Origin of the sequence: Pseudomonas sp. BAV 4579, assembly GCF_009765395.1 — a bacterium.
In the GTDB taxonomy this organism is placed as follows: Bacteria; Pseudomonadota; Gammaproteobacteria; order Pseudomonadales; family Pseudomonadaceae; genus Chryseomonas; species Chryseomonas aestiva.
The window spans coordinates 24,001-37,946 of sequence record NZ_WHOV01000035.1; the positions used below are offsets into that span (position 1 = coordinate 24,001).

The 13,946-nt window shown below is 67.8% G+C and carries 10 protein-coding genes; 4 read left to right on the forward strand and 6 right to left on the reverse strand.

Annotated elements, in window-relative coordinates; all coding sequences use genetic code 11:
• Positions 1-9 precede the first annotated feature (9 nt).
• Together GSQ95_RS09415 and GSQ95_RS09420 are read left to right on the forward strand one after the other, a co-directional pair.
• Positions 10-1,671 (forward strand): VRR-NUC domain-containing protein, encoded by a 1,662-nt coding sequence (locus GSQ95_RS09415; protein ID WP_158894920.1) that lies wholly within the window; start codon positions 10-12, stop codon positions 1,669-1,671.
• Positions 1,668-3,941 (forward strand): ATP-dependent DNA helicase, encoded by a 2,274-nt coding sequence (locus GSQ95_RS09420; RefSeq protein ID WP_158973785.1) that lies wholly within the window; start codon positions 1,668-1,670, stop codon positions 3,939-3,941. The genes GSQ95_RS09415 and GSQ95_RS09420 overlap by 4 nt, the downstream gene beginning before the upstream one ends.
• A 317-nt stretch (positions 3,942-4,258) precedes the next feature.
• Here GSQ95_RS09420 and GSQ95_RS09425 read toward each other — a convergent pair whose 3' ends face one another.
• On the reverse strand, positions 4,259-4,642 hold the full coding sequence (locus tag GSQ95_RS09425) for a glyoxalase superfamily protein (protein ID WP_158892091.1): 384 nt from the start codon (positions 4,640-4,642) through the stop codon (positions 4,259-4,261).
• 227 nt (positions 4,643-4,869) lie between these two features.
• Between GSQ95_RS09425 and GSQ95_RS09430 the strand changes: the two genes are divergently transcribed.
• Positions 4,870-6,504: a glucan biosynthesis protein D gene (locus GSQ95_RS09430; RefSeq protein WP_158892093.1), complete on the forward strand. Its 1,635-nt coding sequence runs from the start codon at positions 4,870-4,872 to the stop codon at positions 6,502-6,504.
• Between the two features lie 91 nt (positions 6,505-6,595).
• Here GSQ95_RS09430 and GSQ95_RS09435 read toward each other — a convergent pair whose 3' ends face one another.
• The 5 genes from GSQ95_RS09435 to GSQ95_RS09455 form a co-directional block, all read right to left on the reverse strand.
• Positions 6,596-7,330: a GGDEF domain-containing protein gene (locus GSQ95_RS09435; RefSeq protein ID WP_158892095.1), complete on the reverse strand. Its 735-nt coding sequence runs from the start codon at positions 7,328-7,330 to the stop codon at positions 6,596-6,598.
• Between the two features lie 95 nt (positions 7,331-7,425).
• Positions 7,426-7,716 carry a DUF1987 domain-containing protein gene (locus GSQ95_RS09440; protein ID WP_256664525.1) on the reverse strand — a complete coding sequence of 97 codons (291 nt, stop codon included), beginning with the start codon at positions 7,714-7,716 and terminating at the stop codon, positions 7,426-7,428.
• Positions 7,717-7,734: 18 nt separating this feature from the next.
• The gene (locus GSQ95_RS09445) at positions 7,735-8,298 is read right to left on the reverse strand and encodes a SiaB family protein kinase (protein ID WP_158892097.1); all 564 of its coding nucleotides are present in this window, start codon (positions 8,296-8,298) and stop codon (positions 7,735-7,737) included.
• A 5-nt stretch (positions 8,299-8,303) separates the two neighbouring features.
• A complete protein-coding gene (locus GSQ95_RS09450) occupies positions 8,304-9,530 on the reverse strand; it encodes a SpoIIE family protein phosphatase (protein ID WP_158892099.1) in 1,227 nt (408 codons plus the stop codon).
• Positions 9,531-9,644: 114 nt separating this feature from the next.
• Positions 9,645-11,789 (reverse strand): polysaccharide biosynthesis tyrosine autokinase, encoded by a 2,145-nt coding sequence (locus GSQ95_RS09455; protein WP_158892101.1) that lies wholly within the window; start codon positions 11,787-11,789, stop codon positions 9,645-9,647.
• Positions 11,790-12,365: 576 nt separating this feature from the next.
• Between GSQ95_RS09455 and GSQ95_RS09460 the strand changes: the two genes are divergently transcribed.
• Complete coding sequence (locus tag GSQ95_RS09460; RefSeq protein ID WP_158892103.1) at positions 12,366-13,943, forward strand: hypothetical protein; 1,578 nt, start codon at positions 12,366-12,368, stop codon at positions 13,941-13,943.
• The last annotated feature ends 3 nt before the right edge of the window (positions 13,944-13,946 follow it).

Below are 13,946 nucleotides of genomic sequence, written 5' to 3' on the forward strand. Positions count from 1 at the left end.
CCGTTTCGCATGAAAGCTCCGCTCGAAGATCCCTTCTACTATCTGCACAACTTCCAGCGGGTACTGGACTGGGTCGCCCTGCGCTATCCCGACCTGCTCGACGACCGCGAGCAGGCCTTCATCGCCGCCTTCGCCGATCTACCGCAGCCTTCGCGGGCCCTGCTGGTGCGCCTGGTGATGCGCAAGGGCGAGGTGTTCCGCGCCAGCAAGCTGGTCTATGGCGAGATCGGCTGCCCCCGCGCCGCGGCGACCCCCCTGGTGGGCCTCGGCTGGCTGCTGGCCGATCCGGAATTGCACCTGATCGAACTCTTCGCCCTACTGCGCAAGGAAGAACTGCTCGGCTGTTTCGGCGCCCGCCTGCCCAAGGCCGGCCGCAAGGAAGACTGGCTGGCGCGCCTGGAAGCCGAGCAAGCCACGCCCCTGGCCTTCAGCGGCTGGGCCGGCACCGTGCCCGAGCTGGTGGAGGAGGGCGTCTGGCGGCTGACGCTGATGGATCTCTGCGATCGCCTGCGTCTGCTGTTCTTTGGCAACCTGCACCAGGACTGGACCGACTTCGTGCTGGCCGACCTGGGGATCTTCCAGTACGAGACGGTTGCCTTCAGCGCCGAATCCCGCGCCTTCGGTCAGCGCCAGGAGGTGGATGCCTATCTGCACATCCAGCGCTGCCGGCAGGCGCTGCGCGACGGGCTGCCGGCCGCCGAGCTGCTGCCGCTGCTGCCCGCCGAGCGCTTCGCCAACACCTGGCTGGAGTTGCGCCGCGGCAAGCTGCTCCACGAACTGGCGCAGCACCACGAACGCCTCGGCGAACTGGCCCAGGCGCAGGCGCTCTATGCCGCCTCGGCGCATCCCGAATCGCGCATCCGCGCCCTGCGCATGCTCGAACGGCTGGAGGACTGGTCCGCCGCCCAGGCACTGGCGGAAGCCATCGTCGCCGCGCCGGCCCATGACGCCGAGCGCCAGCAGGTGGCGCGCATCCTGCCGCGGCTGGTGCGCAAGCAGGGTGGGCCGCCCAATAGGCGCCGCCCGGCCAGTCCGGTGCAGCGGCTCGATTTCGAACTGGTCAACGACGGCCTGCGCCGGGTCGAGTGGCTGGTGCGCGAGCACCTGGGCCGCGACGAGGCGCCGGTGCACTATGTGGAAAACACCCTGCTCACCAGCCTGTTCGGGCTGCTGTGCTGGGACGCCATCTTCCTGGCCATCCCCGGCGCCTTCTTCCACCCCTATCAGCGCGAGCCGGCCGATCTGCGCCTGCCGGGCTTTCGCGAGCGACGGGCCGAGGCCTTCGCCGCCTGCCTGGCGCGCCTGGACGACGGCTCCTATCCAGCGGTGATCCGCGAGCGCTTCGCCAGCAAGCGCGGCCTGGCCTCGCCCTTCGTCGCCTGGGGCATCCTGAGCAGCGACTTGCTCGACCAGGCCCTGGCCTGCCTGCCGGCGCGGCATCTACGGCTGTGCTTCGAACGACTGCTGGAAGATCCGGACAACAATCGCACCGGCTTGCCCGACCTGATCCAGTTCTGGCCGGCGGAAGGGCTCTACCGGATGATCGAGGTCAAGGGCCCGGGCGACCGCCTGCAGGACAACCAGCGCCGCTGGCTGGACTTCTTCGCCGCCCATGACATCCCGGTCAGCGTCTGCCACGTGCAGTGGCAGGTGGCCGCGAGCTCCGCATGAGCTATCGCATCGCCGTTCGCGCCCTCTGCGAATTCACCGCCAAGGCCGGCGACCTGGATCTCAGGTTCACCCCGTCGCCCACCGCCCTGGAAGGCATCGAGGGCCACCAGCGGGTGGCCGCCCGGCGCGGTCCCGGCTATGAGTGCGAGGTCAGCCTGCAGGGCGATTTCGAGGATCTGCAGGTGCGCGGTCGCGCCGACGGCTTCGATGCCGCCGCCAATCGCCTGGAAGAGATCAAGACCCACAGGGGCAGCCTGGACTGTCAGCCCGGCAACCATCGCCACCTGCACTGGGCCCAGGCCAAGGTCTATGGCCATCTGCTCTGCCAGAGCCGCAAGCTGGCGGAGCTGACCCTGGCGCTGGTCTATTTCGATATCGGCACGGGCGCCGAGACCGTCTTCACCGAGCAGTGGACGGCCGCGGATCTGGCCGCGCATTTCGAGCTGCAGGGTTCGCGCTTTCTCGCCTGGGCGCGCCAGGAACTGGCCCATCGCGCCGCGCGTGATACGGCGCTGGCGACCCTGGCCTTTCCCCATCCCGACTTTCGCCACGGCCAGCGGCCCCTGGCGGAAGCCGTCTACAAGGCCGCCAGCGTCGGCTGCTGCCTGCTGGCCCAGGCGCCCACCGGCATCGGCAAGACGGTGGGCACCCTGTTCCCGCTGCTCAAGGCCATGCCGCGGCAGAACCTGGACCGGCTGTTCTTCCTCGCCGCCAAGACCCCCGGCCGCGCCCTGGCCCTGCACGGTCTCGATACCCTGGACGCGCCGGTGCGGGTGCTGGAACTGGTGGCGCGGGACAAGGCCTGCGAGCACCCGGAGCTGGCCTGCCATGGCGAGTCCTGTCCGCTGGCCCGTGGCTTCTATGACCGGCTGCCGGCCGCGCGCGCCGCGGCCCTGGCCGCGCCCACGCAACTGACCCGGGCACGGGTGCGGGAGACGGCCCTGGCCCATCAGGTCTGTCCCTACTACCTGGCCCAGGAACTGGCGCGCTGGAGCGACGTGGTGGTGGGCGACTACAACTACTATTTCGACGGCAGCGCCATGCTCCATGCCCTGGCCCAGACCCAGGAGTGGCGGGTCGGGGTGCTGGTGGACGAAGCCCACAACCTGCTCGACCGCGCCCGTGGCATGTACAGCGCCAGTCTCGACCAGCGTCGCCTGGCGGCGGGCAAGGCGGTGGCGCCGCCGGCCATCGCCAAGGGCCTGCAGACACTCAATCGCGAATGGAATCGCCTGCACAAGGAACAGCAGGTCGACTACCAGGTGCAGGCGGAATTGCCCGCTGCCTTTCTGACCGCCCTGCAACGGGTGGTGGGTCTGCTCACCGAGCATTTCGGCGAATCCGGGCAGCCACCGGCGCCGGAGCTGCAGACGCTGTTCTTCGACCTGCTGCAGTTCATGCGCCTGGGCGAGACCTTTGGCGATCACTCGCTGTTCGACGTCACCCTGCTCAGGGGCCGCGGCAAGGCGCAGTCGCAACTCAATCTGCGCAACCTGGTGCCGGCGCCCTTCGTCGGTCCGCGGCTGGCGGCGGCGCACAGCTGCACCCTGTTCTCGGCCACCCTGATTCCCCAGCATTTTCACCGCGACCTGCTCGGGGTCCCGGCCGGCAGTGCCTGGGTCGATGTCGCCTCGCCCTTCGCCGCCGAGCAACTGGAGGTGCGCCTGGTGCGGCTCTCCACCCGCTACGCCGACCGCACCGCCTCCCGCGCACCCATCGCCGCCCTGATCGCCAGTCGCTATCGCCAGCGACCGGGCAACTACCTGGCCTTCTTCAGCAGCTTCGACTACCTCGACCAGGTGGCCGAGGCCCTCGCCGAACTGGCGCCCGACGTGCCCCAGTGGCGCCAGTCCCGCGGCATGGACGAAGCGGCCCGCCAGGCGTTCCTTGACCGCTTCCAGGCCGACGGCCGCGGCATCGGCTTCGCCGTGCTCGGTGGCAGCTTCGGCGAGGGCATCGACCTGCCCGGCGACCGCCTGATCGGCGCCTTCGTCGCCACCCTGGGCCTGCCCCAGCTCAATCCGGTCAACGAACAGCTGCGCCAGCGCCTGCAGCGGCGCTTCGGCGACGGCTATCGCTACGCCTACCTCTATCCGGGCCTGCAAAAGGTCATCCAGGCCGCCGGCCGGGTGATCCGCACCGTGCAGGACCGCGGCTGCCTCTACCTCATCGACGACCGATTCACCCAGCCCGAGGTCAGGGCGCTGCTGCCGACCTGGTGGCAGGTGGAGGAGGGCGCGGTGCCCACGGGCGAACCTGCGCCCGCTTGAAGGCTATCGTGGTCATGGCCGCCCGCCGATGCAACTGATCCCATGGCACTCCGGTGTTTTGTTGATCGCGGCCATGGGCCGCTCCGACGATTACATCGAGCCTGTAGGAGCAACTGCCTTGGCCGTTATAGGGTGCACCAGTTGTAGAGCCGTAGCGTGGAAAACGGCGCAGCCTTCTCCACTGGGGACTTCGTGGCGAGGGTTGCCCTCACCCCAACCCTCTCCCGAGGGGAGAGGGAGCCATCCGCGCAGGCGGTCATCTCCATCATCGAGCCTGTAGGAGCGGCCCATGGCCGCGATCACCGTACAGCCGTTGCTTAGGCCTCCGGCGTCTCCTCGCAAAACCTCAATCTGTTGCCAAAGGGATCGGCGATCTCCATCACCAGGCCCCAGGGCAAGGCCTCGATACCCGGGCGGGCGAAGCCATAGTTCCTGGCCAGCAACTCGGCCTGGAAGGCGCGGATGCCGATCATTCGGACGAAGACCGTCGAGCCCGGGCAGGCGTCGCCGTGGTGACCGGACAGGTGCAGGCGCAGGCCGGCGCGCTCGACTTCGGCGTAGAGCGGCAATCCCGGCTCGAAGCGATGTTCCCAGACCAGGCGGAAACCCAGGAACTGGCAGTAGAATTCACGCGCCTTTTCGTCATCGAAGATGCGCAGGATGGGGCTGGGTTGCCCGAAGGCGATGGCGGCATTGACCATGAGCGTTCTCCAGGGGCGCGAGGAGTGTCGATGATGCCCATTCCACCGCGTCCGGCAACCCGAAGTGTGATCCGGAAAGCTTTGGTAACCGCTCTGGCAGGCCAGAGCGTGCGCTAGGCGGCAGTTCACCGGTGCGATGGCGAACCTATCCGGGTATCGTGCATTCTTTTCCTTTCTGGCGGTTCGGCTGGGCCGAATCTTTCATCCTTTGTGACCAAGGTTGATCCATGCAGCGTAGACACCTGCTCAAAGCGTCCCTGGCCCTGGCGGCCTACACCGGCATTCCCTCCACCGGGCTGTTCGCCCTCCAGGCCTTTGCCAATCCGGCCAATGGCGATGGCCAGGCCTTCGATTTCGACTGGCTCAAGCAGCACGCCAAGGAGCTGGCCGGCCAGGCCTACCAGCCCACCGCCCAGAAACTGCCCGACACCCTGGCGAACATGACGCCCCAGCAGTTCAATGCCATCGGCTACGATGCCCAGCATTCGCTCTGGCACGACCTCAAGGGCCAGCTGGACATACAGTTCTTCCACGTCGGCATGGGCTTCAAGACGCCGGTACGGATGTACTCGGTGGACCCTAAGACCAACGAGGCCAAGGAAGTCCACTTCCGCCCCGAGTTGTTCAACTACAACGACAGCGGCGTCGACAAGAGCCAGCTCAAGGGCGACCTGGGCTTTGCCGGCTTCAAGCTGTTCAAGGCGCCGCACCTGGCCCAGTACGACATCGTCTCCTTTCTCGGCGCCAGCTACTTCCGCGCCGTGGACAAGACCCGCCAGTACGGCCTCTCGGCCCGCGGCCTGGCCATCGACACCTATGCCGATCGGCCCGAGGAGTTCCCCGACTTCACCAAGTTCTGGTTCGTCACCCCGAACAAGAACAGCACCCGCTTCGTGGTCTATGCGCTGCTGGATTCGCCCAGCGCCACCGGGGCCTATCGCTTCGACATCGACTGCCTGAACGACCGCGTGGTGATGGACGTGGACGCCAACGTCAACGCCCGCCGCGACATCAAGCAGCTGGGCATCGCGCCCATGACCAGCATGTTCGGCTGCGGCACCCACGAGCGCCAGACCTGCAATACCTACCACCCGCAGATCCACGACTCCGACCGCCTGGCCATGTGGAAGGGCAACGGCGAGTGGATCTGCCGTCCGCTGAACAATCCGCCCAAGCTGCAGTTCAACGCCTTCAAGGACGACAGTCCCAAGGGCTTCGGCCTGGTGCAGACCGATCACGAATTCGAGAGCTACCAGGACGTCATGGTCCGCTACGATCGCCGGCCGAGTCTGTGGGTGGAGCCCACCTCCGCCTGGGGCGAAGGCGCCATCCAGCTGCTGGAGATCCCCACCACCGGCGAGACCCTGGACAACATCGTGGCCTTCTGGGCGCCGGCCGAGACCATCACCGCCGGCAAGTCGCTGCACTATGGCTACAAGCTGCACTGGAGTGGGCTGCCGCCGGTGAGCACGCCGCTGGCGCGGGTCAATGCCACCCGCTCCGGGATCGGCGGCTTCCCCGAGGGCTGGGCGCCCGGTGAGCATTGGCCCAAGGTCTGGGCACGGCGCTTCGCCATCGATTTCAACGGCGGCGGCCTGTCGTTCCTGCCCGAGGGTACCGGCATCGAGCCGGTGGTGACCGTCACCGACGGCAAGGTGCAGGATTTCCACGTGCTCAAGATCGACGAGATCGGCGGCTACCGGGTGATCTTCGACTGGTACCCCACCAGCGACAAGGCCGATCCGGTGCAGATGCGCGCCTTCATCCGCACCCAGGACCGCGCCCTGAGCGAAACCTGGCTGTACCAGTACTTCCCGCCGGCCGCCGACCAGCGCCGTTATCCGGACTGGAAGCAGTCCTAAGCGGCGGCTGGGAAAAAGCCGCTGTGCCTCTCCGGCACAGCGGCTTTTTCATGCCCGGAGCAAGGGCGCAGAGCCTGACAGCTCGCTGTGATCAGTCGGCCAGCACCACCTGGTTGCGCCCTGCGCGCTTGGCCCGGTAGAGGGCCGCATCGGCCAGGCCGTAGGCGAGCTCGAAGTCGGTGCCCGGGGGGTTGAGGCTGAGGCCGAAGCTGGCCGTCACCGGCGCCATGCCGGTCGCCTCCCGGGCGATGCGCAGGCGCAGGCATTCGGTCATGGCCAGGGCCTCGTCCCGTGCCAGGGTCGGCAGCAGCACGGTGAATTCCTCGCCACCCACCCGCCCGACGATGGCCGGCGCCTGGACCAGCTCCTGCAGGCAGCGGGCGATGGCCTGGATCACCCGATCGCCGGCGGGATGACCGAAGTCGTCGTTGATGCGTTTGAAGTGATCGATGTCCAGCACGATCATGGCACCGCCCCGCTGTCGCAGCGCCTGGCCGGCCTGGTCGATCACCGCGCCGCGATTGAGCATCCCGGTGAGGGCGTCGTGGGTGGCGCGGTATTCCAGCTGCTGGCTGAGGGTCTGCAACTGCTGGTTGAGGGCGTTCATCTCGCGTTCGGCGCGATCGCTGCGGGCGATCAGCCGGCGGGTCTCGCGCATCAGGCGTTCGAAATGCAGCGTCAGGTCGCCCAGGGCGGCGCGGTAGCACTCGGCATCGGCGTCATCGGCCACATAGAGGGCGCGCGCCGCCTGCAGCACCCCGGCTTCCTGTTCGAACAGGTCGGGGTCCGCTTCGACCGGGCTGCAGCGCCTGACGCTGGCGGTCATGCCGGCAGCTCGGGATGCTCGACGAACGTCAACGCCTGGAAGTCCAGTCGCAGCTCTTCGCCGAACTCCTGGATGGTCTCGTCCTCGGCATCGTACTACCAGTGCAGCTCCACCTGATTGCCGGCCTGGGCCGCCTGGTCCAGGGCATCGAACAGGGTGAACAGCATCTTGGTGCTGGAGCTGTTGAAGTAGGCCAGGGCCACGTGCACCCGGATGCTGGCGTCCTGGCGCTGGTCGAGATAGGCCCGCAGCGATTCGATCACCGGCAGGTAGAAGGCCGCGGCGTTTTCCGGAAAGGATTCGCCCTTGAGCCAGAGTTCGTCCTCGGCGAAACGGAAGTCCACCTCCGGAGAGGTGGCGGTGGGCGCGATGAACACGGTGTCCATACGAGGTCGGAGTCCCTGTCAGATGATGGCTTTCAGGCAGAACAGGGTGGTGCCCGGCGTCTGCATGGAGGGATGGAAGGCGAATTCCAGGGGGGCGCTGGCATCGCGCGCCATGGTCAGGAAGCCGAGGCCGGCGCCCTTGCTGTCGGCCGGGGTCTCGGCGCGCAGGGATTCGCGATAGGCCTGCTTGATCTGTTCCAGCGACATGCTGCACAGCGGTTCGAGCCGTGCGCGCAGGGCGTCGACCTTGTCGCTGGCGATGGGATTGGCACAGAGCATCTGGTAGTTGCCGTCCTGGCGGGTGATACAGACCGAACCCTGACCCAGCTTGGCGTCCGCCAGGGCGTCCGGGGGCAGGGCATCGGCGGAATAGTGCAGGACGTTCTGTGACAATTCGATGAAGGAGGAAAACAGCTTGCGCCGGGTGGCGCTGCTGATCCCTTCGAATTCCAGTTGCAGCTTCACCACCTCGGCCATGGCGGCGACGATGCCATGGGAGAAATAGCCGCGGTGATAGAAGATCACGTGCTGCTGCTGGGCGATTTCGAGAAAGGCGCCGTTCGCGGGAAAGGAGGCGGTCATGTCGGTCAGGCCACGCGGATGCAGAGAAAGGTGAGGTCATCGCGACGCAGTTCGTCGCCCTGCCAGCGGGCGAGGTCCGCGCTGAGCTGTGCGCAGAAGGCCGCGGTGGGCGCCGTGCGCGATTCGCTCAATCGGGCCAGGGCGCGGCGCTTGCCGAAGGAGGTGCGCCGCGGACCGCCGATCTGGTCGATCAGGCCATCGGTGGTGGCGAACAGCAGGCTGCCCGGTTGCAGCGGCAGGGTGGTGGCCGGCCAGCACTGGTCGAGCGGGCTGTCGGCGTAGCCGATGCCCAGGCGCAGCGGCGCCAGGGTCAGGACCTCCGCGGCGTCGGGCGCCAGGAGGTGGAGGGGCATGCGGGCGCCGGCGTAGGTCAGGCTGTGGCTGTGTCTGTCCACCCAGAAGCAGGCCAGGTCCAGGCCGTCGTTGGATTCGGAGATGCCGCCGGACTGCCCCAGCATCGCCTTGACGCTGCCGTTGATCGCCGCCAGCAGCGCCGAGGGATCGCGCGGTCCCAGCTGTTGCAGGGCCTGGGTCAGGGACGCCGAGGCGATCAGGGTCATGAAGGCGCCGGGCACGCCGTGGCCGGTGCAGTCGGCGATGGCGCCGAACCAGCCGTCCTCGTGCTGGGCGAAGTGATAGAAGTCGCCGCCGACCACGTCGCGCGGCTGCCAGACCAGGGTGGCGTCCTGCTCCATCACCGCCAGGGCCTCGCGCGAGCTGCGCAGCATGGCACGCTGGATGACGCTGGCGTACTCGATGCTGTGCATGATCTGGCGATTCTTCTCGGCCTGCAGATCCGCGACCATGCGCATCAATTGCACGCCCAGGCCGAGTCCGACGAAGCGACCCTCGCGGGTGACGATGAAACCGTCGGCCAGGGCCTTTTCGCCCACCTCGACGGTGCGCCGGGTCAGCTCCTCGATGGACAGGGCGGCGTCCACCACCAGCGGCTCCTTGTCCATGAAGGCGATGCAGCTCTTGCGATCGTAGACTTCGCGGTGATACGGCTTGCTCATCTGCGAGAGAAAGATGTCGCGGTTGATCAGCCCGATCGGACGGTCGTGCTCGATCACCGCGAGACTGGTGATCTCGCGGCGTGCGTTGAACAGCTCCATGACCATGGCATTGGTGTGCTCGGCCTCGACCGCGGGCCACTGGGTGCAGAGGTCGAGGGCGCAGCCCTGGCTGGGACGGGAGGAGGTACGCGCGGAGGGCAGGGGAGCGGACGACATCGTTACGAATCCGTTCTCGGGAGGTCGATGCAGCCTAGGGGCTCCGTATTGAGCTTTGATGACAGAGGATGGCCAGGCGCCAGTATGGAGTGGCGCCTGGTCAGGGGGACGGCGTCAGCCGGTCAGGATGCCCAGGGCGGCGCGGGTGAACGGCGCGGGCGGCACGGCGTTGAGCACCGCACCCTGCAGCTGCAGACCGCTGTGGGCGAAGTGGCGCTGGGTCGCCTCGATTTCCTTGGCGGTGTTGCAACCGTAGCGCGACACCAGCAGGCAGGTGCCGGCCTGGGCGGCCAGCAGCACGGCATCGGTCACCGCCAGCACCGGCGGGGTGTCGAGGATGACCAGCTCGTAGTCCTGCTGCAGACCGCGCAGCAGTTCGGTACAGCGCGCACTCATCAGCAATTCGGCCGGATTCGGCGGACGGATGCCCCCCACCAGGCAGTCCAGGCCGGGTATCGCCGAGGGCTGGATCGCCTGCTCGGGCGTCGCCAGTCCCGCCAGCACCTCGGCCAGACCCGGACGACGAGCCAGTTGCAGGCGCCGGTGCAGGCGCCCGCGCCGCAGGTCGGCATCCACCAGCAGCACCCGCATTCCGCCTTCGGCCAATACCCGCGCCAGTTGCACGGCCACCGACGACTTGCCGGCGGCAGGGCTGGCGCTGGTGATCAGCAGCAGATCGTTGCGCGCCTCGGTGCGGGCGAAGGCCAGGCTGGTCCGCAGGATCCGCAGGGCTTCCTGGTAGCCGCTGTCGAGCGAGGTCTGCAGCGGCCCGCCGACCTGGCGACTCGGTGCCAGCGGCAGTTGCGCCAGCACCGGCAGGCCGAGATCTTCCAGGCCCTCGGCGTCTTCGATACCGCGCTCGAGACTGGCACGCAGATAGACCCAGGCGGCGCCGGCCAGGCAGCCGAAGAGCAGCGCGCTGAGGATCAGCAGGGGTTTCTTGGGATAGACCGGGGCGATCTGGGTATAGGCGCTGTCGATGATGCGCACATCGCTCACCGTGCCGGCGCGCACCACCGACAATTCCTGGATGCGCTTGCTGATCAGCGCATAGACCTTGTCCGCCGCCTCCACGTCGCGCTGCAGGCGCAGCACCTCCTGCTGGGTCTGGGGCAACTTGGCCAGGCGCTGCTGCAGGGCCTGACGCTCGCCGTTGAGCACCTGACGGCGCGCCAGCAGGCCCTGGTAGAGCGGATGGGTGGGAGTGAAGCGCAGGGCCAGGCCCAGGCGCTCCATTTCCAGCGCCGACAGCTGGGCGTCGAGCTCCACCGCCTGGCTCAGCAGGCTGCGTCCCTCCGCGCCGATGGCGATGGAACCCCGTTGCCGCTGGTAGCGGTCCAGGGCCTGGCGACCTGCCGTCAGGCGCTGGTTCACCTGCGGCAGTTCCTGGCGCAGGAAGGCCAGCTGCTGGGTGGATTCATCGGCGTTGCGGGTCACGTCCTGGCGCACATAGGCCTCGGTGATGCCGCGCAGGATGCGTTGCGCCCTGAGCGGATCGGTGTCCTGCAGCTGGATCGAGAGGATGCCCGAGCGCTTGCCGCGCTCGCTGACCATGAGTCTTTCCTGCAGCGCCTGGATGGTCACGCCACGACGCTGCTTGACCAGGATGAATTCGGTGCCCGGATAGGCGTGCAGCTGGGCGATGTCCAGGTGCAGCTCGCCGGCGCTGGCCGGCTCGCCCAGCCGACCCTCCAGCAGCCGCTTGCCCTGGGCATCGCTCAGCAGGAAGCGATCCGGGGCCTCGGCGGTGAGGGTGAGTGGCTGGCCATAGAGGGCATCGGGCACGCTCAGGCTGGCGATGGTCAGCTGCTCGCCGCCCCAGCCAAACTGCTTGAGGCCGAACAGCGGCGGGGCGACGGCCCCACCGGCTCGCTCGTGACGCCGGGCCAGCCAGTCGCCCAGCAGCGGCAGGCGCCGCGGGGTGACGCTCAGGTCCAGGCCCTCGGCGTCCACGACCTCGCCGACCACCCGCCGCGAGGTAAGCAGCTGCATTTCGGTGATGGCTTCCGGCGGTGGCATGGGCCGGCCATTGTCGGATTCGTCCAGACGCACGATGCCGCGCTGGTATTCGATCTGCACCGTCGCCACCGCCTGATAGCGCGGCGCGGCCAGCTGGGTATAGGCCACGCCCAGCAGGGTGCAGAGGGCGATGCAGACGAGCAGGCTGCGGCGATGGCGCCAGAGTGCGGCGCAGTAGCGGGCGAAGCCGATGTCCGCCGCCTGGGTGGCAGCGGGTAGCGAGTGATGCGACTGGTCCATGCAGGAGCGGGCCTTGGGCAGGTACGGAGGAGGACAGCCGTCGCGGCCGCGCGCTGTCGGGCAGACACCGCGCGGCGAACCGGGGGCGAAATCGTCACGCCAGGCAGGGCACAGCTTGGAACACCAGGCGCTGGATCAGGGATCCGCACCTTGTCGGCTGGAGTGCTGCGTCGACTCTAAGCGAAAGCAAAAGCCAAAAATGTGACACTCCATGCAGAACGTGACAGATGCCCGCTTGGCAGTCTCAAGGTGCTAAGGCAGTCTTCTTCGCGACCTGTCGTGTCTCCGGACGACAAGCCCTGGCTCGCGCCGGGTTTTCCGGAGCCGCTGGTGCCCTGCCGAGGCTGGCGGACGCCCCCAGGTATCAGATGCAAACGCCGCTGCCTCCCGGCAACGGCGTGTTCCTGATGGCTTCTTGAATGTAGTCAGCGGTTGAAGCCCGGTTACCCGCCCATGCGCCACCTGGCCTGCGTGGGCGGTCTTGCACCGGCTGTACCAGGCCTGCGGAAGATGGCGCCTGGTTCTTCACTGCCCTGGACGGCGTTCGCGACTGCATGGCTGTCAGGAGACAGGACAATGAGCGTGGTATCTGACGTTACCCATCCCGGGGTCCGGGTGGGACGGTGGCCGTTCTGGCTGGGCGGTCTGGCGGTCGGCCTGCTGTTATTGCTGGCCCTGCTGTGGCGCCTGCCGGATTTCCGCGACGGCACCGGGGCGCAGAATCTCGAAGCCAGCTATCACGTCCTGCTCAGCCTCAATGCCCTGGACGAGTCCGGCGTGGCCCGGCACTGGTGGTTGCCCACGGTGACCCTGGGTGGCAGTCACGACAAGCAGGTGTCCTGGGGCGCGACCATTCCCACCCACAGCGGCGACTATGTCTACACCAGCTTCAGCAGCTACGGCTTCCTCGCGCCCTATTTCGGTCTCAAGGCCGCGGGCCTGACGCCTTCGCTGCACAGCCTCGCCCTGTTCAACGCCGCCCTTGGCGCCCTGACCGCGCTATTGCTGTTTCGCCTGCTCTATCTGGTGCTGCGCAGCCACGGCGCCAGCCGCGCCCTGGCCACCACGAGCGCGGTGCTGGGCTGCCTGATCGCGATCTTCAGCCGCGAGGCGCTGCTCTCCCAGGGCCTGCTCTACTGGGTGCAGAGTTTCTACCAGGTGCTGCTGCTGGCCAGTCTGCTGACCTTCTTCCACTACCTGCGGGCGCCGGCTGGCCAGCGCAACCGCCTAGGCTGGCTGCTGGCCGGCCTGGTCTGCTTCGGCGCCCTGACCGAATGGACCGGCTACGTCTTTGGCGGTGGACTGGTCGCGCTGTTCTGGCTGCAGCACCGGCACCTGCCGGAAGGCCGGCGGATGGCCTGGCGCCTGGCCTTCGCCACGGCGCTGGCCGGCCTGCTGGTGCTGTTGCACTACAGCCTGGCGGCGGGTCTGTTGCCGACGCTCAAGGCCTTTGCCCGACGCTTTCTCGCCCGCAGTCCGAACAATGCCCACCTGGCCGATTTCTTCGCTGGCTACGGGCTGTCCTTCGGTCTATTCCTGGCCGCGGTGGCCATCGCCCTGGGGGTGCTGCTCTGGAAGCGCAAGTCGCTGAACTGGCCACGCAGCACCGCGCTGCTGCTGGTCGCCGCCAGCGTGCCGCTGCTGGAGAATCTGCTGCTGCTGCAGCACGCCACCCAATTCTCCTTCGATCGCCTCAAGTTCATCTTTCCCGCCGCGCTGCTGCTCGGCCTGGCCTTCCTGGCGCTGAAGACCCCGGGGCGCGCCGCGCTCGCCGTGGTGCTGGTGGCCGCAGCCCTGCAGAACGGCCAGACCTATCGCCAGGACCTCGCTAGCTATGCCGGCTGGGGCGCCATCGACCGGCAGAACCAGGCGCTGGTGAGCCTGGTGAAAAGCCAGGTCGCGCTGGATTGCACCCTCATCGCCACCGACATGACGGTGCGCGGCTACGCCAACCTGCTGTTCCACCGCAGCATCCACGAATTGCAGCGCCAGCCGCTGGACTACCATGGCGAGCCGGGCGCCTGCGGCGGGCTCTATCTGGAAGGCCGGGAATTCCGCGTCGACCTGCCGGAATACACCCGCGCCCGCCTGAGTCTGGCGGATGGCCGCCAGCTGACCTACGCCAAGGTCGAGGGTGACTGGCGCCTGCAATGAACG